The organism is Streptomyces sp. NBC_01717 (genome assembly GCF_036248255.1).
In the GTDB taxonomy this organism is placed as follows: domain Bacteria; phylum Actinomycetota; class Actinomycetes; order Streptomycetales; family Streptomycetaceae; genus Streptomyces.
In genome coordinates this window covers 3,643,549-3,669,208 of record NZ_CP109178.1, presented here as the reverse complement: position 1 = coordinate 3,669,208, position 25,660 = coordinate 3,643,549, and the positions used below count along the sequence as shown (strand labels likewise).

Below are 25,660 nucleotides of genomic sequence, written 5' to 3'. Positions count from 1 at the left end.
CGCTCCGGGCGCGGTGGTCATGAGGCCGTTTTCAGGGCGGCGAGCCTGGCCTCGACCTCCGCGCTGTCGCCCAAGCTGTCCAGCTGCTCGAACTGGGCGTCCAGGGATGATGCGGCGAGCTCCTGCTTGCCCATTGCCCTCGCCTCCTCACGTCGCACCTTGTCCTCGAATCGGCTGAGCTCACTGGTCGGGTCGAGAACATTGATGTTCTTGACGGAGTCCATCATCTGATTCTGCGCCTGGGCCGACTTGGCACGCGCGACCAGCTCGTCCCGCTTGGCCTTCAGCTCCGTCAGCTTCGACTTCATCTGTTCCAGGCCGGACTTGAGCTTGTCCACCACCACCGTCTGCGACGCGATGGTCGGTTCCGCGGTCTTCGCCTCCTTCTCCGACTGGAGCTGCCGGCCGAGCGCGACCTTGGCCAGGTTGTCGAACTTGTCGGCCTCCGCCACCGATCCGGCGGCCCGCAGCTCGTCCGCCTTGCGACTGGCCGCGAGGGCCTTGTCGCCCCACTCCTTGGCCGCGTCGACATCCTCGCGGTGGTCCTGTTCCATCAGCCGCAGATTGCCGATGGTCGCCGCCACTGCCTGCTCGGCCTCCGAGATGTTCGCCGTGTAGTCGCGGATCAGCTGGTCCAGCATCTTCTGCGGATCCTCCGCCTGATCCAGCAGAGCGTTGATATTGGCTTTCGCCAGCTGGGTGACGCGGCCGAGGATGGTCTGCTTGGTCATGGCACCTCTCCTTTGTATGGACACTACGAACGCGGTACGGACCCGTGGGTACCCTCCCCGTGCATGCTCTGCCGATGGTTCAGAAGCGGCCGCCGCCGCCCCGTCGGCCGCGAGTGCCCCCGCCGCCGAAGCTGCCGGGGCCGCCGCCTCCACCGAATCCGCCTCCACCGAATCCGCCGCCGAACCCCCCTCCGTAACCCCTGCCGCCCCCGCCGCCGCCCAGGAGTCCGCCGAGGATGATCCCGCCGAGGACCGCACCGCCGACCCCGCCGCCCCCTCCTTGTACACCGCCCGGACCGTTCCGGTTCCCGTACGCCCGCACATCCTCTTCGGCCAGGCTCCGTGCCTGCCCGGCCAGCGAGTCGGCCTGATGGGCCTCGGCCAGCGCACCCTGTGGATCGTCCGTGCCGGCCAGCTCCCGGGCCCGCTCCAGCCGCCGCTGGGCCTCCGCGAGCCGGGTCCGGGCCTGGCTGCCGACGGCCCCCCGATTCGTCGTGATGTAGTCCGCGGCGGCGGCGATCGCCGAGCGCGAGGTGAGCATCGCCTGGTCGAACAGGGCCCGGGCCCGACGGTCACCCTGCTCACGTTCGCGGGCCCCGGCCAGCGCCTCGTCCAGTGCGGCATCGGCCTCCTCCACCCTGCGCAGCGCATCGATCGGGTCGTAGCGGCCGGCCTGCAGCTCCCTGTTCACATCGCCCAGTACCGACTGCGCGCGGGCGATCCGGCCCCGCAGGTCCGCGGTCGACACCCCCTCCGAGGTGCCTTCCAGCAGCCCGCCCGCGTCGGCCAGATCGGTCGCCGTCTCGGTGAGTGCGGCCGGTAGTTCGGCCGCCGCCTCCGCGAGTTCCCGGGCGCGCCGGTCCACGGCGTCGACGAGCGTGGTCGCCTGATCGACCGCGCCCTCGGCCGCCCGTACGTACACCGCCGCCGCCGCGTTGTTTCCCCCGTCCACCGCCTGTCTCGCCTGGTTGAGGTTGGAGGTCGTGAAGACGAGACGGTCCTTCGCCTGCTCGATGTCGCCCGCGACGGAGGAGGAGGCCGAATCCGCGTACCGGCCGCGCATCGACGTGAGGGTGGTCTCGGCCGCCGAAACCCGGCCCGCGAGCGCACGGAATGCGGTCTCGGCTGTCGCAAGCGCCTGTGGAGCGTTGCGTTCCAGCGCGCGCAGCCGGTCGAAGTCCTCGGAGACGGCATCGAGACGGGCATTTGCCCCCGTACAGCGGTTGATGATCTCGTCCAGCATCCGGCGACGCGTCGCATCGTCCTCCGGGAACGCGTCGTCCAGCTGCTGACGCAACCGGAAGGCGGCTGTCAGCTCGCCTTTCGCGTACGTGGCGGCCTCGGTGAACGGGGCGGCGGCCTCTTCTCCGAACTGCGCGGTGGCAAAACCGAGTTCCTCCTCGCTGGTGCGGACCGCGTCATCCGTCTCCACCAACGCCTGTTTGGCATGGGCATCGAGGTCCGGCAGCGGAGTCGGCGGCCGGGGCGGCCCGCCCGACGGTGCGGCGCCCTGTCCCCAGCCGGTCGCCCCGGGCGTGGTGCGGGTCGTGGTTCGTCGTCTCCGGCGGGTGTACGCATAGGCGGCGACCGCTCCCGCCCCGCCGACCAGGACCACGGGAAGGATCAGGTCCCCGGTGCTCGTCCCGCCGGAACTGCCTGTTCCGGGATCGTCGATGCCAGGTGTGACGGCAGGGGTGGGCACAGGCTTCCCGGCCACCACGGCGGCGTAGCCGTTGGCCGCCCCGATCGCGGCGCCCGCCCAGTCGTTCTGCTTGAGGGCCGGTTCGATCGCCGTGTTCGCCACGTCCCGCAGCTGTGCGTCGGTGAGGCGGGAGCCCGGCTCCACGGTGTACGCGTACTGCCGGTCGTGCGTGGCGACGGCGAGCAGCACGTCGTCTAGACCGAGACCGTTCTTGTCGGCCGTCTCATCGGCCCAGTTCTGCGCGGAACGGCCGGAGAAGTCCCGTACATACACGACGAAGAGCTGGATGCGCCGGTCTGCATAGAGACGGTCGAGTGCGGCGACCACCTGGCCCCGGCGGTCGCCGAGCGCACCCACCGTGTCGGTGATCTGCCCGTCCCGGGACAACGTGACGGGGTCGTCGGCGCGAGCGGCCGGCGCAGCGGCAAGGGCCAGCCAGCACACCGCCACCAGCACGGCGACGAGGGCCCGGCCCGGTATGAGAATCCGGGTACGGCTCACGAGCTGCATCACATGTGTGAGGCTATGTCCACCCTCAGTCACCCGCGACCCGGCGATCCCCCTGGGGAGCCGTGACGGGGCCGACTCAGCCGCCGGTCCTACCGCAGGCGCCGTGGGGGATCGACGACCCCGTCGTACAGACGCATCCGCCACCACGCCTCCCGCCGCCACGGATGACCGGGCGCGAACGGATCGGGCAGGGTCCGGCGCAGCAGCTGTGCGTCGATCCGGGCGATGCGGCGCCCCAGCTCGGCCTGCGGCCGTGGCGCAAGTGCGGCCAGGATGTCGCCCAGCACATCCCGGGCATGGGTCACGTCGTCCAGCGAGCAGCCACGGCAGGGGCAGTCGGCGGGGCTGGGATACAGCGTGCGGCCGGGAAGCCGGAAGAAGGAGCAGCAGCGCCTCAGGGCCTCTGCTGTGACCCCCGGGAAGATCTCGTACAGATCGCTCTCACGCTCCACGCGACGGATCGCGGCGCTGGTGGCGAGGGAGAGCCGATGGATTCTGCCCGGCTCGGACAGCCACCCGGGCGTCCTCTGCTCGGCGGCGCGCAGCGCGCCGGGCCGCTTACGCGGCATCGGCCTTTCGGCGGTGGGACATCATGCCGGTCATACTGCCACGGCACACCGACAATCAGGGGGTAAGCGGAGTGCGTTCGCATATGAAGGGCATGGCCGGCGCGGTGCGGAGCCGGGCGGCCCGGTTCCGCTGGAGTCAGTTGTGGCGGACCTGGCCGCGGCGGATCGCGCTGGGACTCGTCCTGGTGATCGTGGTTCCGCTGCTCACCGCGGGTGTCGCCCTGCGGCTCAACTACTCCGGCGACCCGGGCGACGACACCCGTACCCGCGGCCGTGATGCCATCTGGCTCGGGCACGCCTGGGTCGACGGACGCAGGAACGGCAGGGACCTGGACGCGTTCGCCGAGCGTATCCGCGGGACGGGGATCAAGGATCTGTACGTCCATGCGGGACCTCTGGAGCACAACGGCACACTGCCCGCGACCGGCTACCCGAAGGCGCGGTGGCTGCTCGATGCCGTACATCGCACCCTGCCCGGCATCCGGGTGCAGGCCTGGCTCGGGGACGTACTCGCCACGGAGGGACCCGCTGGTCTGCGCCTGGAACGGGGCGCGTCCCGCGCCGCTGTGGTCGACTCCGCGCGGCAGATCCTCGATGCCGGTTTCGACGGTGTCCACTTCGACCTCGAACCTCTGCACTCCGGCGACCGGCACTACCTTTCGCTCCTCGACGACCTGCACGCCCTCACGAAGGCCCGCGGGGCCACGCTCTCCGTCGCCGCTCACCAGATCGACCCGCTGCCCGCCGCCCACAGTGTCGTGGGCACGCTCAGTGGCAGTCCCAAGTGGTGGTCGCAGAAGTTCTTCGGGCAGGTGGCGCGGCGCGTCGACCAGATCGCCGTCATGTCGTACGACACCTGGATGCCACTGGAGGGCATGTACGGCGGTTACGTCGCCGAGCAGACCGCGCTCGCCCTGGAGGTGACGCCCCCGGGAACCGACCTCCTGATGGGACTGCCTTTCTTCCACGAGGACGACCTCGGACACCGTGAGGCGGCGGAGACGGTTCCGGCCGCGGTCCGCGGCACCAGACTGGGTCTGGCGCGTACGGACCGCGGCCGGGAACGGTTCGGAGTCGCGCTCTATGTCGACTTCGCGGCGCGGGACGGCGACTGGGCGGCGTACCGGGAGGGATGGAACTGACCCCGAGACTGCCTTTGCTTCACGCCGCCGCGGGTCAGATGGAGAACCGCTCCTTGGCGAGCAGCGGACGCACCTTCGACCGGAACCCACCCGTCCGGAACGGCCGTTGCAGCAGCCCGGGGCGGATCGCCTGGGCCAGTGCCGCGGCGATCATGCCCTGGTCGAGGGCGAGCATGTAGTCACTGACCCGTCCGGTGCGGACATTGACGGAGTCCCGGAAGCCGAGGCCCTCGTGGTAGGCCCCGAAGTCGCGGTCGAGCGCACGCAGGTTGGCGACCGCCTCGCCCGGTGCGTACGGCAGAGCGAGGAACGAGGCGTGCGGGGTGACCACACCGTTGGTGAAGGCCGACGCGGGCGGCAGCGGAGCGCCGTCCGTGGTGTACGTGCGATCGGTGTTGGAGGCATAGCCGTCGACCTGCATGCCGATGGCGTCGACACCGTACTCCTGGTACCCGCCCTCGGGAATGTTGGCGGGGGAGAAGCCCCAGTACCCGTACTCCGCCTCCTCCATACCGTGTTCGATCTGGCTGCGGACGTAACGCTGGTGAGTGAGACCCCAGGACTGGGGCGACCACTCCGCCTCCGGCACGAACAGCGGCACCATCAGCGCCTCGAACATCGAACCGCCCCAGCTGGGCACGATCTTCCGGCCGCGGTGCGTGTAGTGGCCCTGCCACACCCGGATGCCGTCCATGGCGACGTACGAACCCTGCGGATGCTGTTCCTGCTCGTTCTCGGGAACCATCGTGCGCAGCAGGTGCCAGTAGTGGTCGGCGGGCAGCGAGCCGTCCGCGATGCCCAGATAACTGGCCATGCGGGGCTCGGTGTTGAGAGCCCCGTAGTGGTGCCCGGTGGGCTCCTCGGTGTCGGGCCAGAAGCCGCCGCGCAGCTGACCGGGGCCGGCAACCGGGTCGGCCGGGTCGTACGGCGTGTAGTAGTACGACCAGTCGGCGGTCGCCAGGATCCTGGCGACGCGGGGGCGCAGCGCGGGTGAGGCGTCAGCGGCGATGCGCAGGCCGGTGATCAGCCAGGCGTTGTCGACGGAGGAGAGGAACGGGCGGACCGGGTCCCCGGTGCCGGGCCACTCCGTCAGCACCGAACCGTCGTGCGCGTCGTACCAGTTGAGCCAGAAGCCGTGGTGGCGCTCCAGCTTCTCCACGGTCCGGACGGTGCGCTCCAGCCTGCGGTGCATCGTGGCTTCGCCGATCACGCCGAGACCGGCGGCGGCGACGGTCGACCAGAGGCCGCAGCCGATATTGGTGGGCGAGGTCTGGCGGGACTGGACGGGGCCGCCGGAGCCGCTGACGTCGATCTTGTCCGTGGCCAGACCGAGGTCGGTCGTCATGGCCTCGATCGAGTGATACGTATCGCGGAACCAGCGCAGCAGCAGCGGTGTATCAAGAGCATGAACAGGTTGCGCGGTACGCGCGGATCGAACGGAACGAGCGGCCGGCGCGGCGGCCAGGGATGGCGCAGACTGCGCGGCGCTCGCGGAGGACGCGGATACGGCCCCCAGGGACAGGGCGGCAGCCCCGGTCCCGGCGGCGGTGATGAATGTGCGACGGTCCATGAAGATCCAGCTCCCAGTGGCAGAAGGGGGAAGGGGGAATTTCGTGGCGTGCTCGACGCGGCAGTGGAGAGATTGCCGCGGGTATGGCAGTGGCGTCGTTTTCGGGTATGGCCGTCGGCGCGGCCGAGGCCGTGGGGCTTCGGCCGCGCCGAACGGAGCAGCACGGGGACCGGCGGCCGTCAGGTTCCGTCGGCTCCCGTACTGAACGGGGCCGTCAGGTGGCTCCCGGTCTGTGGGTTGCCGTCAGTCGGCGATGCGCGGCAGCGTGCGGGTGCGGCCCATCTCGCCCAGCCAGACGGCGGACGGCTTCGGCAGCCGCTCGAAGGTCTCCGGGTCCCAGCCGATCAGGCCGAAGGTGGGCTTGTAGGAGCCCCACTCGTAGTTGTCGAGTGCGCTCCACGCCAGGTAGCCCTGGATGTTGAGGCCGTCCTGCAGCGCGGTGGCGACCTCGTTCAGCGCCCCGGTGTAGTAGTCGATGCGACGGCTGTCGTCGTCGGTCGCGATGCCGTTCTCGGTCACGATCAGCGGTACGTCGCAGCCGACGACCTCGGCGGTGTGGCGCAGGGCGTAGCCCACCGCGGAAGGGTAGTACTCCCACTGCGTAAGGGTGCGCTCGGCGCCGTCGGCCGTCGGGATCGGGCCGTCGGAACCGATCTTGGTACGGGTGTAGGACTGGACGCCGATCCAGTCGTCGCCGCGGGCGGCCTCGATGAAGATGTCCTCGCGCGGGTGGCGGTACGCGGCGGTGACGTCCTCGGCGCCGGGCAGGGCCTGGTAGACCTGGTTGGCGATGGTCCAGCCGACCTGGATGTCGGCGTTGATCGCCTTGACCTCCTTGACGGCCGCGTGGTGGGCGGCGATGACGGCCTGGGTGGTCTCGTCGTCCGGAGTCGGCAGACCCGCCGGCGGGAAGCTGTTGTCGCCACGCTTCGCCTGGCCGGCCATCACGGCGATCATGTTGGGCTCGTTGATGGTGCAGACGTGGCTGACGTCCTGGCCGATCACCGGTGCGCAGGCGGCGGCGTAGCGGGCGAAGAGCTCGGTGGCACCCTCGGCGGTCCAGCCGCCGCGCGCCTCGAACCACTGCGGCACGGTGAAGTGGTGCAGCGTGATCATCGGACGCAGGCCGCGCGAAACGGCGCCTTCGACCATGCGGCGGTAGTGGGCGAGCTCGGCCCGGGAGAACTGGCCCTCGGCCGGCTCGATGCGCGCCCACTCGATGGAGAACCGGTAGTCGGTGAAGCCCAGTCCGGCGAGAACGTCCATGTCCTCGTGCCAGCGGTGGTAGCTGTCGCAGGCGTCCAGGCTCGGCTCCTGGATGTGGGTGCCCGCGGCGTGTTCCTTCACCCACCAGTCGCTGTTGGTGTTGTTGCCCTCGATCTGGTGGGCGGCCGTGGAGGCACCCCACAGGAAGCCTTCGGGGAACGGGACCTGGGTGTGAGTCATCGCAAAATGTCTTTCTGGTGCGTGAAGGTGGGCGGCCGGCGGGGGTGCGGGGCGCGGCCCGGTACGAGTCGGTGGGGCGGGCTATTTCATGCCCGCCGTGGCGATGCCCTGGGTGAAGTGCCGCTGCAGTGCGATGAAAAGGATCAGCACGGGCAGCACGACCAGGAACGCTCCGGCCATCAGCATGCCGTTGGAGCCACCGGCCTTGTTGGGGTCCGTGGCGAACGTCGCGAGCGCGACCGGAAGGGTGTATTTGTCCGGGTCGTTGGTCGCGATCAGCGGCCAGACGAAGTTGTTCCAGGAACCGAGGAAGGCGAAGATCGAGAGCGTTGCGAGGGCGGGCTTCACCAGCGGCATCACGATCCGCCAGAAGATGTACCACTCGCCGGCGCCGTCCATCCGGGCCGCTTCCAGCAGCTCGTCCGGGATCGACTGCATGAACTGCCTCATCAGGAAGACACCGAAGGCTCCCGCGGCGAAAGGCAGCACAAGTCCCGCGTAGCTGTCGATCAGTCGGAGCTTGCTCATCAGCACGAAGAGCGGCAGCAGCATCAGGTTGCCGGGCACCATCAGGGCGCCCAGGACCAGCCCGAAGATCTTGTTGCGCCCGACGAAGTTCAGCTTGGCCAGGGCGTAGCCGAGCATCGAGCAGAACACCAGGTTGGAGACGGTGACCAGCACCGCCACGATGACGGAGTTCATGAAGTACAGCGGCAGATCGAGCTTGTCGAGCAGGTCCCGGAAGTTGTCCAGGGTCCACTCGGTGGGGACCCACACGGGCGGGCTGGCCGACAGTTCGCTCGACGTCTTGAAGGCCGAGAGCGCCATCCAGAGGAACGGGGCGGACATGATCAACAGGCCGGCCGCGAGCAGGACATAGATCAGCAGCCGCTTCGGGCTCCGGGTCTGCTTCATTCCCTGGGGCCCGATCGGCTCCTTCGACGGCGCCGTCGGGACGGCGCCGGGTGCACGGGTGGCGCTCATTTCGTGTTGTCCTTCAGCAGTCGGAGCTGGAGCACAGTGATGCCCATGATCACTACGAAGAGGACATACGCCATGGCGCTCGCGTAGCCCATGTGGAAGAAGTTGAAGCCCTCGCGGTACATGTTCAGCGAGACGGTGAGGGTGGAGTCCGAGGGTCCGCCCTGCGTCATCACGAACGGTTCCTCGAAGACGTTGAGGTAGCCGATGGTGGTGATGACGGTGGCGTAGAGCAGCGTCGGCCGCAGCAGGGGCACGGTGATCCTGCGGAACTCGTGCCAGACACCGGCGCCGTCGAGCTTCGCGGCTTCCCGCACTTCAGTGGGAATGGCCTGCAGTCCGGCGATGAAAAGCACCATGACCGTGCCGAGGTTGCGCCATACCGCCATGGCGATCATCGACGGCATCGCCAGTGTCTCGGAGCCGAGGAAGTCCGGAGGGGTGAGACCCACTTCGGTGAAGAGGCCGGCGATCAGCCCGTCGCTCGGGTCCAGGACAATCCGCCAGACCACGGCGACGGCGACGATGGTCGTGACCACCGGGGCGTAGAAGCCGACCCGGAAGAAGGTCCGGGCCCGGTCGATGCCGTTGTTCAGCAGCACCGCGACGACCAGTCCGAGGAAGATCGTCAGGGGGACGCCGATGACCACGAAGTACGCCGTGTTGAAGAGCGACTTGAGGAACTTCTCGTCGCTGAACAGATTGGCGTAGTTCTCGAAGCCGATGAAATTCACGTCCAGCGGGTGCGTGACATTGCGCAGCCCGAAGTCGGTGAAACTCATCAGCAGGGTGGCGAGGATCGGGAACGCCATGAAGACGGTGAAGAGGACGAGGAAGGGGGTGGAGAACAGCCAGCCGGCCGCGTTCTGCACACCCATCGACGACCTCTTGCCACCCCGGCGCTCCTGGGGCCCGGCGGCCGGGGACTGGGAGGTCCCCGGCCCGGCCTGCACCTTGGCCGGCTGTGCGGCCTTTCGGGTCGTGGTGCTCATGGCTCCTACTTCACGAGGCCTTCGATCTGGGACTGCGCCGTCTTCAGCGCGTCCTCGGCGGAAGCCTTGCCCTGGGTGACCTTCGCGATGGCCTGGTCGACCTTGTCGGTGATCTCGGTCCACTTGGCGAGCGAGGGAGCGGCCTTGGCGGTGTCCATCTGCTTCTTGAAGACCTGGAGGTCGGCGTCGTCGGCGAGGGCCCCGGAGGTCCAGGCCGCGGTGTTGGCGGGCAGGTCCTTGGTGCGCTTGTACCAGTCGGCCTGGCCCTTGGTGTCGGTCAGGTACTTGATGAACTCCGTGGCAGCGGCCTTGTGCTCACTGTCCTTGGAAACCACCAGGGAGGAGCCGCCCGCCATGGAGACGGAGGACTTGTCGGCGGGGACGTTGGCCACCGCCCACTTGCCCTTGATCTGCGGCTGACCCTCGTTCAGCAGGGTGACGTGCCAGGGGCCGCCGAAGAACATCGGGACGCGGCCGTTGCCGAAGTCCTTCACCACGTCGTAGCCGGGCGCCACGGACTTGTTGGAGAGGCCCTTGTCGAAGTACGTGCCGTACTCCTTGAGCGCCTTGACGGCCTCGGGGCTGTCGATGACGGCTTCGCCCTTGTCGTTGACGATCTCGCCGCCGGCCGAGTACAGGAAGGAGTAGAAGTTCTGCACCGTGTCCAGGCCGCTGGGCTGGATGGACAGGCCCCACTTGGTACCGGCCTTCTTCTGGTACGCGGTGGCGAGGTCCTGCATCTCCTTCCAGTTGGTCGGAGCCTTGTCGATGCCGGCCTTCTCGGCCAGGTCGGTGCGGTAGTAGAGGACGCGGGTGTCCACGTACCACGGCACGCCGTACGCGGTGCCGTCCACCTCGCCCTGGTTCCAGCCGGACGGGAAGAAGTCCTTCTTGTCGAAGGTCTTGGTGTCCACCGGCTCCAGGACACCGAGCTCGGAGAACTCGCCCATGTAGCTGCCACCCATCTGCGCCACGTCCGGCATGGTGCCGGCGGCGGCCGCGGAGACGAGCTTCTGGTGGGCGACGTCCCAGCCGACCGGAGTCACCTTGACGGTGATGTTCGGGTGCGACTTCTCGTAGACCTTCGCCACATCCGCGAGCTTCTCGCCCTCGGCCCCCATGGCCCAGACGGTGAGCGTCTGCTTCTTGTCCGCGGCGACGTCGGCACCGGAACTGCCGCATGCAGTGATACCGAATGCGAGCGCGACTGCGATACCGACCGAGGCGGTTCTGGCGGTGCGGGACATGGAGGGCTCCTCCTTGAGCAATCCGGATGTATGCGCTGCCTGTAAGCGCATACATCACTCTGCGACACGGATTCGGAGGTGCGCAAGGGGGTGCTAGGTCACACTCGTGCAACGTGCTCGTCATCTGAATGTTCAACTTTGGATCGGTAAGCGGTGTGTTTGCGAATATGAAGAGGATGTGACCCATTTCGTACAGGGCCACCCCTGTCGGGATGGGGCGATATTGTCGTGATCATGTCTTCGTTTGCGCATGATTTCCCGTTCGATCCGTCCTACGGGTACACGCGGGACGAGCTCCTGAGCGTCCCCGAGCCCGCGGCCCCGGGCGATTTCGCGGCCTTCTGGCGAGCCCGCCACGACGAGGCGCGCAAGGTCGCCACGGAGCCGGAGGCCGGCCCGCTGGAGGACGAGCGGGACGGACTGCGGATCCAGGGTGTGACGTTCACGTCTGTGGGCGGGGTCCGGCTCGGCGGCTGGCTCGCTCTGCCCGCCGAGGGCGCCGCGGAGCACGGATTCGTCATCGGCCACGGGTACGGGGGCCGGCAGGAGCCGGGGCCCGATCTGCCACTGCCTCTGCCCCGGTCCGCCGCGATCCTGCCCTGCGTGCGCGGCATGGGCAGCCGCGGTCTGTGGCGGGGCGTCCCCGATGTGGCCGACGCGCATGTCCGCCACGGCATCGAGTCGCGTGACACGTACGTCATCGGCGACTGCGTGGCGGATCTGTGGTGTGCCGCGTCGGCGCTGCACGAACTCGTTCCGGAGCTGGCCCCCGGGGGTGGTCCGGGGGCTCCCGGGCTCGGCTATCTCGGGGAGAGCTTCGGCGGCGGGCTCGGTGCGCTGGCCCTGCCGTGGGACGACCGGTTCGGCGCGGCGCAGCTGACGGTGCCCACGTTCGGCAACCACCCGTTGCGGCTCACGCTGCGGTGCGTCGGCAGCGGCGAGTCGTTGCGCGCGTATCACCGGGAGCATCCCGAAGTCACCGAGGTGCTGCGTTATTTCGACGCTGCGACGGCCGCCGCCCACCTGGAGCTGCCGACACTGGTGGCGGCAGCGCTGTTCGATCCCTCGGTGCCGCCACCTGGCCAGTTCGCCGTACACAACGCGCTCGCCGGACCGCGTGAACTGCAGGTGCTGAGCGCGGGGCATTTCGAGCACGAGGGGCTTGCCCGGGAGGTGGCGCGGCTGCGGGCGGAGCGAGAGCGGTTCTTCCGGGCGCATCTGGGTTAGAGGGCGTCGGGCCGGGCTTGCGCGTCCAGGCGTGCGCAACTGCCGGGTCGGCCCGGCCTCACGCGCCGGACGGGCCGGGCTTCGCGGCTCGTCCAGGGTGGGCGCAGCAGCCGCGGCCCGTTCGGCGGGCTCAGCCGCAGCCGCAGCTCGCCCGGCGGGCCAGGGACACCGGGAGCATCAGGGATACCGGCTCGCGCTCCCGGTCGCCCAGGCGCTGCACGAGCAGCTCGACCGCCTGCTCGCCCAGCTGCCGGATCGGCTGCCGTACGGTCGTCAGCGGCGGCCGTACGATCCGGCTCAGCGGGATCCCGTCGAACCCGGTCACGGCGAGTTCCTCGGGCACCCGCACCCCGCGCCGTTCCAGTGCGCGCAGTGCGCCCACCGCCATCTGGTCGTTGGCGAACAGCATGGCCTGCGGGCGTTCGGTGTCACTCAGGCCCGCGTACCGGTCGAGCATGGCTTCCGCCGTCCGGGCGCCTTCTGCCTGCGTCATCATCTCGGCCCGCATGTCCGGTGCGTCCGGCACCGGGAGTCCGGCGTCGCGGCAGGCGTCCCGGAAGCCGCGGAAGCGCGCCTCGGCGTCCGGTGACGCCACCTCGCCCCCGATGAAGGCGAGTCTGCGCAGCCCGTGGTCCTCGATGAGATGGCGGGCCAGTTCGCGTTCGCCGTCGGCATTGGCCACGACGATGTGGTCGAGGTGGTCGATCTCGCGCGGTCCGGCGAGCATCACCACCGGCAGCCGGCGTGAGATCACGTCGAGGTCCTCGGTCGGCACGGTCTGCGCCAGCACCGCGAAGCCGTCGACCCGGCCGGCCACCTTCGCGACAAGGCTCTCGGGCCCGCCCTCCAGTGACGCGGCGATCAGCAGCGCGTACCCGTGTCGCCGTGCCGCGCGTTCCATGCCGCGGATGATCTGGTCGGAGTAGAGCATCACCGCGTCGTCGGCGTCGCTGTCGGCCTCCGCGTCGGCCTCGGCGTCCGGGTCGGCGTAGTCGGGGAAGCAGAGCCCGAGCACCCCGGTGGTCCGGCTGGCCAGGCCCCGCGCGTTCCCGCTGGGTACGTATCCGAGCTCGCGGGCCGCGTCGAGGACGCGCTCGCGGGTCTGGGCACGCACGGAGTCGGGGTTGCGGTAGACCCGCGAGACCGTCGCAATCGAGACGCCCGACCGCTCTGCGACGTCGTACACCGTTGGGGCACTCACCCGAACCGACCCGTCCGCTTCTTCTTCCGTACCTGCACATCATGAAAGCGCATTCACCCTAGATCGTGCGCCGCGCCGCGAGCAAGGGTGGGCGAAAATAGACAGGTAACCTTGCAAGATGGCCTGTACATCTTTTACGGTGGATCCATGCGGGAGCCATTGTCCGAAACCACCGCCGCCGAGCCGGGCGGCGAGCCCAGCGCGGAGCAGGTCGCGACGCAGCTGGCGTCCGTCGTCAGCCGGCTGCTGCGCAGGCTGCGCACCACGTCGTCGGACAGCCTGCTCACCCCGACCCAGCGCTCGGTGCTCGCCCGTCTCGACCAGGAGGGCCCGGCCACCACGGCCGCGCTGGCCCGCGCCGAATACGTACGGCCCCAGTCCATGCGGCTGACCCTCGGGGCGCTGGAGAGCCAGGGGCTCGTCGAGCGGGCACCGGATCCTGCCGACGGCCGGAAGTCGGTCATGTCCATCTCGGACGTCGGCCGGACCACGCTCGGCGCGGTCCGGGCCGCCAAGCACAACTGGCTCGCCGAAGCGATCGCTGCCGAGCTCGACGGGGCCGAGTGCCGTACCGTCGCCGAGGCCACGGCCCTCCTGGACCGCCTGGTCGAGCGGTGACCGCCCCGGAGCCGACACCGGCGGACGCGGTGAAAGTGAGAGTGACGAGCGACCGGCCGGTACCGGCAGCGGTCGCGACGGCCACCGCTGCCGTCGGCCCTCTCCCGGCCACTTCCGCCGGCCGCCCCGCAGCCACCGGCCCCGGTTTCAGTGCGCGCCTCACCGCGCCGCTGCTCCTCGGCTCCCTGCTCAACCCGCTCAACACCACCATGATCTCCACCGCCCTGGTGGCGATCGGCCACACCTTCGGCATCGGTGCCGCCGACACCGCCTGGCTCATCTCGGTCCTCTACCTCGCCAGCGCCGTCGCCCAGCCCGTTCTCGGCAAGCTCGCCGACGCCCTCGGCCCGCGCCGCGTGTTCCTCGCCGGTCTGGTCGTCGTGATCGCCTCCGGTCTCGTCGGGACGTTCGCGCCGAGTTTCGGCTGGCTGATCGCATCCCGGCTGCTGCTCGGCATCGGTACGTCGGCCGCCTACCCGGCAGCCATGGCGGTGCTGCGCGACGAGTCCCGGCGGATCGGCCGCGCCACCCCACGCCCCGTCCTGGCCCGGCTCTCCTTCGCCGCGCTCGGCAGCGCCGCCATCGGGCCCACGCTCGGCGGGCTGCTCGTCATGGCGGTCGGCTGGCGGGGCATCTTCGCCGTCAATGTGCCCGTCGCCCTCATCGCGTTCGGCTCCGCGCTGCTCTGGATCCCGGCGGATCCGCCGCGCACGCGTGGAGCCGACGGCCGTGCGCCCCGGGTCGACCTCGATCCGCTCGGCATCGGCCTCTTCGCCACCGCCCTGACCGTGCTGGTCTTCTTCCTGCTCGATCTCGCCCACCCGATGTGGTGGCTGCTCGCGCCCTTCGCCGCGCTGACCGGTGTGCTGGTGTGGTGGCAGCTGCGCCGCCCGCGACCCTTCATCGACCTGCGGATGCTCGCGAGCAACGCAGCGCTCGCCCGCACGTATCTGCGGCACGGACTGAGCTATCTGTTGATCTACTGCGTGATGTACGGATACACGCAGTGGTTGGAAGAGGTACGTGGCTACTCCTCCGGCCACACCGGACTGCTGATGCTGCCGATGTCACTCGCCGCACTGGTCTGTTCGCTGCTCGGAGCCCGGACGAAGGGCATCCGCGGCCCTCTCGCGCTGGCCTGTGTGCTGCTCACCGTCGGGTCCGCGGTGCTGGTGTTCCTCTCCGGTTCCACGCCGCTGGCCGTACTGCTGCTCGCCGGAGCCTGCTTCGGCATCCCGCAGGGGCTGATCGGTACGAGCAACCAGGCCGCCGTCCAGGCGTACGCGCCGCCCGAGAGCATCGGATCCGCCGCCGGACTCCAGCGCACCGCCCAGTACATCGGGGCCATCACCGCGTCCAGCCTGATCGCCCTCGCCTACGGCCGGTCGGCGAGCGACAGCGGGCTCCATCTCATGGCAGCGGTCTCCGTCGTACTCGGCCTGCTGCTGATCGTCCTGACCGTCACCGACCGCGCACTGCGCACCCGCACCTGACCACCACAGGCACCACCCATCCCCCTCAGAGGAGCGCCATCATGACCGCCACCACCCTGGACCCGAAGACCGCCCTGGTCGTCGTCGATCTTCAGAAGGGCATCGTCGCCCTCCCCACCGCCCACCCGGCCGCCGACGTCATCGCGAACTCCGCGACCCTCGCCGACGCGTTCCGCGCCAAGGGTCTCCCGGTCGTTCTGGTCCGTGTCACCGGCGGCGCCCCCGGCCGCACCGAGGGCGCCCAGCGTTCCGGGCAGCCGGCTGCCGATTGGGCCGACATCGTCCCCGAGCTCGGTCCGCGCGACGGCGACATCGTGGTCACCAAGCAGCAGTGGGGCGCCTTCTACGGCACCGACCTCGACCTTCAGCTGCGCCGCCGCGGTGTCACGCAGGTCGTGGTGACGGGCATCGCCACCAGCATCGGCGTGGAGTCCACCGCCCGGGCCGCGAACGAGCACGGCTACAACGTCACCGTCGTCACGGACGCGGTCACCGACATGGACGGCGGCGCCCACGACAACAGCATCGAGAAGATCTTCCCGAGGCTCGGCGAGACGGACACCACCGAGGCGATCGTCAAGCTGCTCGGCTGAGCCCCGTCGAGCCGGCCGGGCTCGGCTCGAGCCCGGTCCTCGGCTCGAGCCCGGTCACGGAGCGTCCCGGCGTCGGCTGATCTTGTTCCCCAGCCACACCAGTGGGTCGTACTTGCGGTCCACCGCCCGCTCCTTCAGCGGGATCAGCGCATTGTCCGTGATCTTGATGTGCTCGGGACACACCTCCGTACAGCACTTGGTGATGTTGCAGTAGCCCAGCCCGTGCTCCTCCTGCGCCGTCGCCTTCCGGTCGAGTCCCGACTCGGCAGCGGCGTCCAGGGGGTGCATGTCCAGCTCGGCGACCCGCATCAGGAAGCGCGGTCCGGCGAACGCCGTCTTGTTCTCCTCGTGGTCGCGGACCACATGGCAGGTGTCCTGGCACAGGAAGCACTCGATGCACTTGCGGAACTCCTGCGAGCGGTCGACATCGACCTGCTGCATCCGGTAGTCGCCCGCCTTCACCCCTTCCGGCGGTACGAAGGCGGGCACTTCCCGCGCCTTGGTGTAGTTGAACGTCACGTCCGTCACCAGATCGCGGACCACCGGGAACGCCCGCAGCGGAGTGACGGTGATCGTCTCCTCCCGGCCGAACACCGACATGCGGGTCATGCACATCAGCCGCGGCCGTCCGTTGATCTCCGCGCTGCACGAACCGCACTTGCCCGCCTTGCAGTTCCAGCGCACCGCCAGATCGCCCGCCTGGGTGGCCTGGATCCGGTGGATGATGTCGAGGACGACCTCCCCGTCGTTCACCTCGACCGTGAAGTCCTCCAGGCCGCCGCCGTCGGGGTCCCCGCGCCACACCCTGAACCGTGCGTCGTAGCTGCTCACTCGTACAGCTCCTCTTCGGCGAGGTACTTGACCAGCTCCTCCTTCTCGAAGAGGGAGAGCAGATCCGGGCGGATGGGTTCGGTCGTCTTGCGTACGAGTTCGATCTGGCCGCCCGCTTTCACGGCGTCGTCGCCGGCCAGCCGGCACAGCAGGTTGGCCGGCCGCCAGGAGCGCTCCATCGTCGGACAGTCCTCGCGGGTGTGACCGCCGCGGCTCTCCGTGCGCTCCAGGGCCGCCCGGGCGATGCACTCGCTGACCAGCAGCATGTTCCGCAGGTCCAGCGAGAGGTGCCAGCCGGGGTTGAACTGCCGGTGCCCCTCGACGCCGGCGCGGTGCGCCCGTACCCGCAGGGCGGCCAGCTTCTCCAGGGCCTGTTCCATCTCGGGTGCCCGCCGGATGATGCCGACCAGGTCGTTCATCGTCTGCTGGAGTTCCTGGTGGAGGGTGTACGGATTCTCTGCCGCCGCCCCGTCCGCCAGGTCCTCCGCGCTGAACGGACGCAGGGCCTCCGCCGCTGCCTCGTCGATCTGTACGTCATCCACCTCGGGGGCTGCGGACAGTCCGGCCGCGTACTCGGCGGCGTGCAGTCCGGCCCGACGGCCGAAGACCAGCAGGTCGGAGAGGGAGTTCCCGCCGAGCCGGTTGGAGCCGTGCATGCCGCCCGCGACCTCGCCCGCGGCGAACAGACCGGGCACGGCGACGGCCGCCGCGGTGTCCGAGTCGACGGCGATCCCGCCCATCACGTAGTGGCAGGTCGGGCCGACCTCCATCGCCTCCGCCGTGATGTCGACATCCGCCAGCTCCTTGAACTGGTGGTACATCGAGGGCAGCCGCCGCCGGATCGTCTCTGCGGGCATCCGGGTCGACACATCCAGGAACACTCCGCCGTGCGGTGAGCCGCGGCCCGCCTTCACCTCCGAGTTGATGGCGCGGGCGACCTCGTCGCGCGGCAGCAGCTCGGGCGGGCGGCGGTTGTGGTCCGGGTCCTCGTACCAGCGGTCGCCCTCCTCCTCCGACTGCGCGTACTTCTCCTTGAACACATCGGGGACGTAGTCGAACATGAACCGCTTGCCCTCGGAATTGCGCAGTACGCCGCCGTCGCCGCGCACCGACTCGGTGACGAGGATGCCCTTCACCGACGGGGGCCAGACCATGCCGGTCGGGTGGAACTGCACGAACTCCATGTTCAGCAGGGGCGCCCCCGCCAGCAGCGCGAGGGCGTGGCCGTCGCCGGTGTACTCCCAGGAGTTCGACGTCACCTTGAAGGACTTGCCGATGCCGCCGGTGGCGAGGACGACCGCGGGGGCTTCGAGGACGAAGAAGCGACCGGACTCCCGCTCGTAGCAGAAGGTCCCGCTGACCCTCTCGCCGTCCTTCAGCACGCGGGTGACGGTGCACTCCTGGAAGACCTTCAACCGGGCTTCGTAGTCACCGTGTTCGCGGTAGTCCTCCTGCTGCAGCGAGACGATCTTCTGCTGGAGGGTGCGGATCAGTTCGAGGCCGGTACGGTCCCCGACGTGTGCGAGCCGCGGGTACTCGTGGCCACCGAAGTTGCGCTGAGAGATCTTTCCGTCCGGCGTACGGTCGAAGAGCGCACCCCAGGTCTCCAGCTCCCAGACCCGGTCCGGTGCCTCCTTGGCGTGCAGCTCCGCCATCCGCCACTGGTTGAGGAACTTCCCGCCGCGCATCGTGTCGCGGAAGTGCACCTGCCAGTTGTCCCCGGAGTTCACGTTGCCCATGGAGGCGGCGATTCCGCCCTCCGCCATGACGGTGTGCGCCTTGCCGAAGAGCGATTTGCAGATCACCGCAGTGCGGGCGCCGCGCTCCCGTGCCTCGATGGCGGCGCGCAGCCCGGCGCCTCCGGCACCGACCACGACGACGTCCCACTGCTGCCGTTCGAGCTCTGTCATTCAGAAAAACCTCGGATCGTCGAAGGCGCCGGAGGCGACGAGATACACGTAGAAGTCGGCGAGCGCCACGCTGATCAGGGAGGACCAGGCCAGCAGCATGTGGCGGGCGTTGAGCCGGCCCACCCAGCCCCACAGCCGGTAGCGCACGGGGTGTTTGGAGAAGTGCCGCAGCCGGCCGCCGATGATGTGCCGGCAGGAGTGGCAGGACAGGGTGTACGCCCAGATCAGCACGATGTTGACCAGGAAGATCAGGGAGCCGAGGCCCATGTGACCCCAGGCGTAGTGCTCGTCGCGGAAGGAGAGCACGGTGTCGTACGTGAGGATCCCGGCGACCGGCAGTGCGGCGTAGAAGAAGTACCGGTGGATGTTCTGCATGATCAGCGGGAAGCGGGTCTCGCCGGTGTACGTCGTGTGCGGCTCGGCCACCGCGCAGGCCGGGGGCGAGGCCCAGAAGCCCCGGTAGTAGGCCTTGCGGTAGTAGTAGCAGGTCAGCCGGAAGCCGAGCGGGAAGATCAGGATCAGCAGGGCGGGGGAGAGGCCCCACCAGCTGCCGAAGATCTCCCAGTTCGGGCCGTGCCGCATGGGGGCGCAGTTCTCCGCCAGGCAGGGCGAGTAGAACGGCGACACATAGGGGGCGGCGTAGTAGTCCGCGTTCGAGAAGGCCCGCCACGTCGAGTAGACGATGAAGGCGAGGAGACCGCCCGCGGTCACCGCGGGCGCCAGCCACCAGCGGTCGGTCCGCAGATGTCGGGCGGTGATGGCGGCCCGCGAGGCGCCGTGCACACCGGACGGCCGGGCGCGTGCGCCGCGCCGGGCCGGCCCCTTCAGTTGTGGTGGTTCCGTACCTGGTTCCGTTCCGGTGGCCAAGGAACTCTCCTAGGGGGCGTGCCTGCCGCGGACGCCCAGACCCTCGTCGTCCGAGTCCGTCCACAGGGTGGCGTCGTACGGCGCCTCGGTGATCGTGATGACGTCGGTGACAGTGACGGCGCCGTCGGCGGGGTCGGTGCCACCGGCGGCTCCGGGCGGCTGCGGACCGGCTTCGGCCGTGCGCAGCTGCGCAAGGCTCCGCTCCAGCCGTCCGACGGTGCGGGCCAGGTCGTCGAGACAGTGCTGAACAGCTGTCAACTCGTCGTGCAGTGACATGACTTGCTCTCACCTCCGCGGTCGCGGGTGGCAATGCTCATGCGCATGCGAGTGTCGCGCGTCACATCTCCTTTGGGAAGAGAGCGGGCCGTTCCGTCTTGATCGGACACTCGGCCGCCCGGGTGAGGTTCGGGGCCGGTGCGCCGTGTCGGCGCCGACTCTCGCGCGTGGGCACCTTCAGTGGATGAGCAGAACCAGTGTGATCAACTGCAAATGCCACTAAAAGTGCAATCCGGCCCATCCGTGTGCGGGTGGGCCGGGCCGGCCCCGGAGGTATCAGCCATGTCCCACGTCGGCGTCCCGCGCGGGACAGTCCGAAAGCGCCGCACGCTCGCGCTCCTCGCGACGGGTGTGCTCACGATCCCCGCGTTGGCCGGGTGCACCAGTTCGGACAGGGTGACCACCGTCGCCATCGTGGTGCCACAGGATGTCGCCGCCGCCGGCCGGGATCTGGTCGCCGACGGAGGCACGGTCAACTGGGCCATCGACGCGATGCCCACCACCTTCAACGCCTTCCAGGCGGACGCCGACGCCACGACCACGCGCATCACCGGGGCCCTGCTGCCGACGCTCTTCCCGCTCGACACCAAGGGCACCCCCCGCATGAACCCCGACTATCTGGAATCGGCGAAGGTCATCGAGCGCGAGCCCAAGCAGGTCGTGCTCTACCGGCTCAACCAGCAGGCCGTCTGGAGCGACGGCCGGGAGATCGGGGCCCCCGACTTCGTCGCCCAGTGGCGGGCGCTGAGAGGCAAGGACTCGGCGTTCTGGACCGCCCGCAACGCCGGCTACGACCGGATCGAGCGGATCGAGCGCGGCAAGACCGACCTGGAGGTCCGGGTCACCTTTGCCAAACCGTACGGGGACTGGCGCTCCCTCTTCTCCCCGCTGTACCCGAAGCAGGTCACCAGTTCCCCGGCCGCGTTCAACGACCGAGCGCGCACCACGCTCGCGGCCACTTCGGGACCGTTCCGGCTGCGCAGCGTGAAGAAGGGCACCGTCACCCTGACCCGCAACCCGAACTGGTGGGGCAGCCCGGCCAAGCTCGACTCGCTGGTCTTCCGGGCGGTCAAGCCGCAGGACCGGGTCCAGGCACTGGTCGACGGCAAGGTCGACATCGCGGACATCGACGCAGCGGCGGCGCACCGGATCGTGGCCGCGGCGCGCGACAAGGGAGGGAACGGCCAGCCGCTCACCCACGGCCCGGGCTCCGAGATCGGCCCCGCCGCCGCACTGCGCTCCTGGGCCCTGGCGCACGGCTCCGACGAGAAGGCCGCGGCGGCCGCCCGGGTGAGCCGGGGGAAGACCCGGAAAGCCGCGGAGCTGTACGCCACCGAGCAGGACGGGCTGCGCGACTATGTCGTGCGCAAGTCGCTGGAGCCCGCCTACACGCAGCTCGCGCTGAACGGTGAGTCCGGGCCCCTCGCCGACGAACGGGTACGCCGCGCGGTGGCCCGCGCCCTCAACCGCCAGGAGCTCGTCGACACCGTACTGGGGCCGCTCGGCCTGCCCGCCGCGCCGCTCGGCAGCCACCTGGCGCTGGCCGGGCAGCCCGGATACGAGGACAACAGCGGCGCACTCGGCGAGCAGGACACCAAGAAGGCGCAGGCGCTGCTGGCCGACGCCGGCTGGACGCGGGGCGGCGCGATGAAGAAATCCGACGGTACGAAGGCGGGCAGCAAGGGCGAGAAGGCGAAGGGAGGCGAGCACGGCAAGGCGGAACCGGCCGACAAGGCTGCGAAGGCCGACAAGAGCGACGACAACAAGCCCGGCGACGACAACAAGCCGCGCGAGGACGAGGAGACCAGCCCCGGCCACGTCCTCGCGCCCGCCCCGGCCGCCGCCGTCCAGAGCGCCGCCCTGCTGCGCCAGGCCGACGCCTTCACGACCGCCCGTGCCGTCGCCGACACGGGCGCCGCCGAGAGCGCCCGCGGCAGGGTCGCCGGACAGAACCGCGGGCCGGGCGGAGCCGTCGGTGCCTATGCCCCCATGGGCACCGCGGCCCCGTCGGCACCGGCCAGGGCCGCCGACTCCGTCCGCGACGCGCTGGGCAAGGACGGCAAGCCGCTGACCTTGCGTTTCGTCCTGCCGTCCGGTCCCGGCTCGGAGTCTCTGCGGGCCGTCGGGGAGAAGATCTCGACCATGCTCGATTCGATCGGCATCCGCACGGAGATCATCAAGGTCGCGGACGCCGGCTACTTCAAGGACCATGTCGCCTCGGGCGCCTACGACCTGGCGCTGTACTCCTGGCCCGCCACCGCCTACCCGGCCACCGACGACCGGCCCATCTTCGCCAAGCCGGTGCCCGCCACCGACGGCTCGCTGCTCGTCGAGCAGAACTACACCCGCGTCGGTACGGACCACATCGACCAGCTCTTCGACGAGGCGCTCTCCGAGCTGGACGAAGGCGCCGCCCAGGATCTGCTGAAGCAGGCCGACGCCCGCATCTGGGCCGCCGCAGCATCGATTCCGCTCTATCAGCGCCCGCAGCTGGTGGCCACCGACAGGAAGCTCGTGAACGTCGGCGCCTTCGGCTTCGGAGTGCCCCATTACCAGGACATCGGTTTCAAGAAGCCGCAAGCGGCCGGTTCCCCCGCGAATCGTAAGAAGTAGCAGGTCAGAACCTCAACTGAAGCTCAGAACTGGCTCAAGTCTCTTGCCCGCCGCGGGTCCCGGCGGGCAAGGTCATGAGCACCTGTTGACCCGGGTAGCCGCTCCATCCCCCCACCTCTGAGAGCCCCCCACCCCGGAGCCCCAACTCCTAGCCCGCACCTCAGAGCCCCGCAGCTTCGGAGCCCCACCTCTGAAGCTGCTCAAGTCCCGAGTCCGTCCACCCCGCCCCGGGGACCATGGCCATGACCACCGGTGAAATTCTCCGGAAGACATGACCACGGGGGCGAAAACATGAAGAGGACACTGGCGGCCGTAGCTGCCGCTGCCGTCATGGCGACGGGCGTGAGCGCCTGTACGTCGAGTGACGGAACCACCCGCGGGAAGCCGCGGCCGGAAGGTTCGCCGACGGCCGCCAGGACCGGCAAGGGCAACGTTCCCGCCACGGAATCACGGCCCCGGCCCTGCAAAGGTGGCACGTACACCTGGTTCAACACCCAGCGTCGGTGGGTGCTCAACGGGGTCACCGAGCCCCAGCATGTCACCGGCGCCGAGGGAGCCAAGTTCACCGAGCCGATGCGCCGCCTGCGTACGGACATGGCGTCCGTACGGACCGAAGGGACCGGCGGGACCTCGCAGGACAACGACGCCGTGCTGCTCGCGCTCGGCATTCACGTCGGTCTGGCGGAGAAGGGGGACGACGCGTCGTCGCTGGGCGAACCAGGGGAGTATGCGCCTGTCGAGAACGCCAGCGGTGGAAGAATCAGCGGCGCTGTCGGTCACTTCGTGGAGTTCAGCTCGGTACAGCTGATCGAGACCGATTTCCGCCACTCCTGCGGTCATGGCAAGCAGCGGGAACAGACCGTCGGGCATGTGGTGAGCTGGACCGCTGCGGGGGGCGGAGACCTCAGGTGCGAAACGCCGCTGACCAAGCGCGCATCGGCAGCGGCCCGTGAAGCGGTGCGCCTCTCATGCCACCGGTAACACCTGCCCGGGAAGCCGCTACGGCGCCAGCCCCGTACCATGGGGGGTAGCCGTGGCGCGTCCGCCCGGCGGGCGTACCAGGACTTGAGACCGACTAAGACGCCTGATCCCACGATCCGAGAGAAGCGCAAGCCACCCATGCCCACGCGCCACGACATCCGTAACGTAGCCATCGTCGCCCACGTCGACCACGGCAAGACCACGCTGGTCGATGCCATGCTCAAGCAGGCCGGCGCCTTCGCGGCGCACGCCGCCGAGCACCTCGACGACCGCATGATGGACTCGAACGACCTGGAGCGTGAGAAGGGCATCACGATCCTCGCCAAGAACACGGCGGTGAAGTATCACCCCAAGGACGGCGGGGACCCGATCACGATCAACATCATCGACACCCCCGGCCACGCCGACTTCGGCGGCGAGGTCGAGCGTGGTCTGTCGATGGTGGACGCGGTCGTGCTGCTCGTCGACGCTTCCGAGGGCCCGCTCCCGCAGACCCGCTTCGTGCTGCGCAAGGCGCTCGCCGCGAAGATGCCGGTCATCCTCTGCATCAACAAGACGGACCGCCCGGACTCCCGGATCGCCGAGGTCGTCGACGAGACGTACGACCTGTTCCTGGACCTGGACGCGGACGAGGACCAGATCGAGTTCCCGATCGTCTACGCCTGCGCCCGTGACGGCGTCGCCTCGCTGACCAAGCCCGAGGACGGCACCGTCCCGGCCGACAGCGAGAACCTGGAGCCGTTCTTCAACACGATCCTGTCGCACGTCCCGGCCCCGGAGTACGACGACGAGGCGCCGCTGCAGGCCCACGTCACCAACCTGGACGCCGACAACTTCCTCGGCCGTATCGCACTCTGCCGCGTCGAACAGGGCGAGCTGCGCAAGGGGCAGACGGTCACCTGGATCAAGCGCGACGGCACGATGTCCAGCGTCCGCATCACCGAACTGATGATGACCGAGGCGCTCACCCGCAAGCCGGCCGAGAAGGCGGGCCCGGGCGACATCTGCGCGATCGCCGGTATCCCGGACATCATGATCGGCGAGACGCTGGCCGACCCCGAGAACCCGATCGCGCTGCCGCTGATCACGGTGGACGAGCCGGCCATCTCGATGACCATCGGTACGAACACCTCGCCGCTCGTCGGCAAGGGCGGCAAGGGCCACAAGGTCACTGCCCGCCAGGTGAAGGACCGCCTCGACCGCGAGCTGATCGGTAACGTCTCGCTCCGCGTCCTGGACACCGAGCGCCCTGACGCCTGGGAGGTCCAGGGCCGCGGTGAGCTCGCGCTGGCCATCCTCGTCGAGCAGATGCGCCGTGAGGGCTTCGAGCTCACGGTCGGCAAGCCGGAGGTCGTCACCAAGCAGGTCGACGGCAAGACGCACGAGCCGATCGAGCGTATGACGATCGACTCCCCCGAGGAGCACCTCGGTGCGATCACGCAGCTGATGGCGACCCGCAAGGGCCGCATGGAGACGATGACGAACCACGGTTCGGGCTGGGTCCGCATGGAGTGGATCGTCCCGTCCCGCGGCCTGATCGGCTTCCGTACGGAGTTCCTGACGCAGACCCGTGGTACGGGCATCGCGCACTCCATCTTCGAGGGCCACGAGCCGTGGTTCGGCGAGCTGCGCACCCGTCACAACGGTTCGCTGGTCGCGGACCGATCGGGTTCGGTCACCCCGTTCGCGATGGTCAACCTGCAGGAGCGCGGTGTCATCTTCACCGAGGCCGGCACCGAGGTCTACGAGGGCATGATCGTCGGCGAGAACTCCCGCGCCGACGACATGGACGTGAACATCACCAAGGAGAAGAAGCTCACCAACATGCGTGCCGCCTCCGCGGACACCACGGAGAACGTGGTGCCCGCCCGGAAGCTGTCGCTCGAGCAGTCCCTGGAGTTCTGCCGCGAGGACGAGTGCATCGAGGTGACCCCGGAGACCGTGCGTATCCGTAAGGTCGTCCTGGACCAGAAGGAGCGCGGCCGCGCCGCGTCGCGCGCCAAGCGCTGATCCCGTACGACCCATTGACACCAGCCCCGGGCCCCCGCAGACACTGTGGGGGCCCGGGTTTTTCGTCAACTCGATTTCCTGCCCGGGGTGTCCGGATATCGGGCGTCGCTCTCCGGAACATGTGTTAACGGTCCGTTTCGCGGGTGTCTG

The 25,660-nt window shown here is 69.4% G+C and carries 21 protein-coding genes; 8 read left to right on the top strand and 13 right to left on the bottom strand.

Going from position 1 to position 25,660, the window contains the following annotated elements; genetic code table 11:
• Positions 1–17: 17 nt before the first annotated feature.
• From OHB49_RS16460 to OHB49_RS16450, 3 genes are all read right to left on the bottom strand, one after another.
• A complete protein-coding gene (locus tag OHB49_RS16460) occupies positions 18–731 on the bottom strand; it encodes a PspA/IM30 family protein (protein WP_329161136.1) in 714 nt (237 codons plus the stop codon).
• A 79-nt stretch (positions 732–810) separates the two neighbouring features.
• Positions 811–2,943, bottom strand: coding sequence for a TPM domain-containing protein (locus OHB49_RS16455; protein WP_329166502.1), 2,133 nt, complete (start codon positions 2,941–2,943; stop codon positions 811–813).
• Between the two features lie 89 nt (positions 2,944–3,032).
• Positions 3,033–3,512 carry a hypothetical protein gene (locus tag OHB49_RS16450; protein ID WP_329161134.1) on the bottom strand — a complete coding sequence of 160 codons (480 nt, stop codon included), beginning with the start codon at positions 3,510–3,512 and terminating at the stop codon, positions 3,033–3,035.
• 92 nt (positions 3,513–3,604) lie between these two features.
• On the opposite strand from OHB49_RS16450, the gene OHB49_RS16445 reads away from it, so the two are divergent.
• A complete protein-coding gene (locus tag OHB49_RS16445; RefSeq protein ID WP_329166501.1) occupies positions 3,605–4,654 on the top strand; it encodes a glycoside hydrolase family 18 protein in 1,050 nt (349 codons plus the stop codon).
• A gap of 34 nt (positions 4,655–4,688) precedes the next feature.
• Here the strand turns inward: OHB49_RS16445 and OHB49_RS16440 are convergent, their stop codons facing one another.
• The 5 genes from OHB49_RS16440 to OHB49_RS16420 form a co-directional block, all read right to left on the bottom strand.
• Positions 4,689–6,224 (bottom strand): glucoamylase family protein, encoded by a 1,536-nt coding sequence (locus OHB49_RS16440; RefSeq protein ID WP_030969453.1) that lies wholly within the window; start codon positions 6,222–6,224, stop codon positions 4,689–4,691.
• 243 nt (positions 6,225–6,467) lie between these two features.
• Positions 6,468–7,670: a glycoside hydrolase family 1 protein gene (locus OHB49_RS16435; RefSeq protein WP_329161131.1), complete on the bottom strand. Its 1,203-nt coding sequence runs from the start codon at positions 7,668–7,670 to the stop codon at positions 6,468–6,470.
• An 81-nt stretch (positions 7,671–7,751) separates the two neighbouring features.
• Positions 7,752–8,654, bottom strand: a complete 903-nt coding sequence (locus OHB49_RS16430) for a carbohydrate ABC transporter permease (RefSeq protein WP_443079528.1) — start codon at positions 8,652–8,654, stop codon at positions 7,752–7,754.
• Positions 8,651–9,643: a carbohydrate ABC transporter permease gene (locus OHB49_RS16425; protein ID WP_329161130.1), complete on the bottom strand. Its 993-nt coding sequence runs from the start codon at positions 9,641–9,643 to the stop codon at positions 8,651–8,653. Before OHB49_RS16425 ends, OHB49_RS16430 begins: the two co-directional genes overlap by 4 nt.
• Before the next feature lie 5 nt (positions 9,644–9,648).
• A complete protein-coding gene (locus OHB49_RS16420; RefSeq protein WP_313938996.1) occupies positions 9,649–10,890 on the bottom strand; it encodes a sugar ABC transporter substrate-binding protein in 1,242 nt (413 codons plus the stop codon).
• A 234-nt stretch (positions 10,891–11,124) separates the two neighbouring features.
• Here OHB49_RS16420 and OHB49_RS16415 point away from each other — a divergent pair, with 234 nt between their 5' ends.
• Positions 11,125–12,117, top strand: a complete 993-nt coding sequence (locus tag OHB49_RS16415; protein WP_329161129.1) for an acetylxylan esterase — start codon at positions 11,125–11,127, stop codon at positions 12,115–12,117.
• A 130-nt stretch (positions 12,118–12,247) separates the two neighbouring features.
• On the opposite strand, the gene OHB49_RS16410 is transcribed toward OHB49_RS16415, so the two are convergent.
• Positions 12,248–13,318, bottom strand: a complete 1,071-nt coding sequence (locus OHB49_RS16410) for a LacI family DNA-binding transcriptional regulator (RefSeq protein ID WP_329161128.1) — start codon at positions 13,316–13,318, stop codon at positions 12,248–12,250.
• Between the two features lie 147 nt (positions 13,319–13,465).
• Here OHB49_RS16410 and OHB49_RS16405 point away from each other — a divergent pair, with 147 nt between their 5' ends.
• The 3 genes from OHB49_RS16405 to OHB49_RS16395 are packed head-to-tail and all read left to right on the top strand — an operon-like array spanning position 13,466 to position 16,022.
• Positions 13,466–13,936 (top strand): MarR family winged helix-turn-helix transcriptional regulator, encoded by a 471-nt coding sequence (locus OHB49_RS16405; protein WP_329161127.1) that lies wholly within the window; start codon positions 13,466–13,468, stop codon positions 13,934–13,936.
• Positions 13,933–15,429 (top strand): MFS transporter, encoded by a 1,497-nt coding sequence (locus OHB49_RS16400; protein ID WP_329161125.1) that lies wholly within the window; start codon positions 13,933–13,935, stop codon positions 15,427–15,429. The genes OHB49_RS16405 and OHB49_RS16400 overlap by 4 nt, the downstream gene beginning before the upstream one ends.
• Positions 15,430–15,470: 41 nt before the next feature.
• On the top strand, positions 15,471–16,022 hold the full coding sequence (locus OHB49_RS16395; RefSeq protein ID WP_030969471.1) for an isochorismatase family protein: 552 nt from the start codon (positions 15,471–15,473) through the stop codon (positions 16,020–16,022).
• A gap of 54 nt (positions 16,023–16,076) precedes the next feature.
• Here OHB49_RS16395 and OHB49_RS16390 read toward each other — a convergent pair whose 3' ends face one another.
• Genes OHB49_RS16390 through OHB49_RS16375 form a run of 4 tightly spaced genes read right to left on the bottom strand, consistent with a single transcriptional unit; the run spans position 16,077 to position 19,906 of the window.
• Positions 16,077–16,853, bottom strand: a complete 777-nt coding sequence (locus OHB49_RS16390) for a succinate dehydrogenase/fumarate reductase iron-sulfur subunit (RefSeq protein ID WP_030969473.1) — start codon at positions 16,851–16,853, stop codon at positions 16,077–16,079.
• Positions 16,850–18,763: a fumarate reductase/succinate dehydrogenase flavoprotein subunit gene (locus tag OHB49_RS16385; protein ID WP_329161122.1), complete on the bottom strand. Its 1,914-nt coding sequence runs from the start codon at positions 18,761–18,763 to the stop codon at positions 16,850–16,852. The genes OHB49_RS16390 and OHB49_RS16385 overlap by 4 nt, the downstream gene beginning before the upstream one ends.
• Entirely contained in the window at positions 18,764–19,630 is an 867-nt protein-coding gene (locus tag OHB49_RS16380; protein ID WP_030969486.1) for a hypothetical protein, read from the bottom strand. It abuts the gene before it with no gap.
• A 9-nt stretch (positions 19,631–19,639) separates the two neighbouring features.
• Positions 19,640–19,906 (bottom strand): hypothetical protein, encoded by a 267-nt coding sequence (locus tag OHB49_RS16375; RefSeq protein WP_030969487.1) that lies wholly within the window; start codon positions 19,904–19,906, stop codon positions 19,640–19,642.
• A 282-nt stretch (positions 19,907–20,188) separates the two neighbouring features.
• Between OHB49_RS16375 and OHB49_RS16370 the strand changes: the two genes are divergently transcribed.
• From OHB49_RS16370 to typA, 3 genes are all read left to right on the top strand, one after another.
• Positions 20,189–22,519, top strand: a complete 2,331-nt coding sequence (locus OHB49_RS16370; RefSeq protein ID WP_329161119.1) for an ABC transporter family substrate-binding protein — start codon at positions 20,189–20,191, stop codon at positions 22,517–22,519.
• A gap of 291 nt (positions 22,520–22,810) precedes the next feature.
• Positions 22,811–23,500 (top strand): hypothetical protein, encoded by a 690-nt coding sequence (locus tag OHB49_RS16365; protein ID WP_234432783.1) that lies wholly within the window; start codon positions 22,811–22,813, stop codon positions 23,498–23,500.
• Positions 23,501–23,638: 138 nt separating this feature from the next.
• Positions 23,639–25,510, top strand: a complete 1,872-nt coding sequence (gene typA, locus OHB49_RS16360; RefSeq protein WP_030969490.1) for a translational GTPase TypA — start codon at positions 23,639–23,641, stop codon at positions 25,508–25,510.
• Positions 25,511–25,660: the final 150 nt, after the last annotated feature.

Bases quoted from the DNA above. Each gene is read 5' to 3' on its own strand.
- OHB49_RS16460 (WP_329161136.1), bottom strand. From the start codon at position 731: ATGACCAAGCAGACCATCCTCGGCCGCGTCACCCAGCTGGCGAAAGCC.
- OHB49_RS16455 (WP_329166502.1), bottom strand. From the start codon at position 2,943: ATGCAGCTCGTGAGCCGTACCCGGATTCTCATACCGGGCCGGGCCCTC.
- OHB49_RS16450 (WP_329161134.1), bottom strand. From the start codon at position 3,512: ATGCCGCGTAAGCGGCCCGGCGCGCTGCGCGCCGCCGAGCAGAGGACG.
- OHB49_RS16445 (WP_329166501.1), top strand. From the start codon at position 3,605: ATGGCCGGCGCGGTGCGGAGCCGGGCGGCCCGGTTCCGCTGGAGTCAG.
- OHB49_RS16440 (WP_030969453.1), bottom strand. From the start codon at position 6,224: ATGGACCGTCGCACATTCATCACCGCCGCCGGGACCGGGGCTGCCGCC.
- OHB49_RS16435 (WP_329161131.1), bottom strand. From the start codon at position 7,670: ATGACTCACACCCAGGTCCCGTTCCCCGAAGGCTTCCTGTGGGGTGCC.
- OHB49_RS16430 (WP_443079528.1), bottom strand. From the start codon at position 8,654: ATGAGCGCCACCCGTGCACCCGGCGCCGTCCCGACGGCGCCGTCGAAG.
- OHB49_RS16425 (WP_329161130.1), bottom strand. From the start codon at position 9,643: ATGAGCACCACGACCCGAAAGGCCGCACAGCCGGCCAAGGTGCAGGCC.
- OHB49_RS16420 (WP_313938996.1), bottom strand. From the start codon at position 10,890: ATGTCCCGCACCGCCAGAACCGCCTCGGTCGGTATCGCAGTCGCGCTC.
- OHB49_RS16415 (WP_329161129.1), top strand. From the start codon at position 11,125: ATGTCTTCGTTTGCGCATGATTTCCCGTTCGATCCGTCCTACGGGTAC.
- OHB49_RS16405 (WP_329161127.1), top strand. From the start codon at position 13,466: ATGCGGGAGCCATTGTCCGAAACCACCGCCGCCGAGCCGGGCGGCGAG.
- OHB49_RS16395 (WP_030969471.1), top strand. From the start codon at position 15,471: ATGACCGCCACCACCCTGGACCCGAAGACCGCCCTGGTCGTCGTCGAT.
- OHB49_RS16385 (WP_329161122.1), bottom strand. From the start codon at position 18,763: ATGACAGAGCTCGAACGGCAGCAGTGGGACGTCGTCGTGGTCGGTGCC.
- OHB49_RS16375 (WP_030969487.1), bottom strand. From the start codon at position 19,906: ATGTCACTGCACGACGAGTTGACAGCTGTTCAGCACTGTCTCGACGAC.
- OHB49_RS16370 (WP_329161119.1), top strand. From the start codon at position 20,189: ATGTCCCACGTCGGCGTCCCGCGCGGGACAGTCCGAAAGCGCCGCACG.
- OHB49_RS16365 (WP_234432783.1), top strand. From the start codon at position 22,811: ATGAAGAGGACACTGGCGGCCGTAGCTGCCGCTGCCGTCATGGCGACG.
- typA (WP_030969490.1), top strand. From the start codon at position 23,639: ATGCCCACGCGCCACGACATCCGTAACGTAGCCATCGTCGCCCACGTC.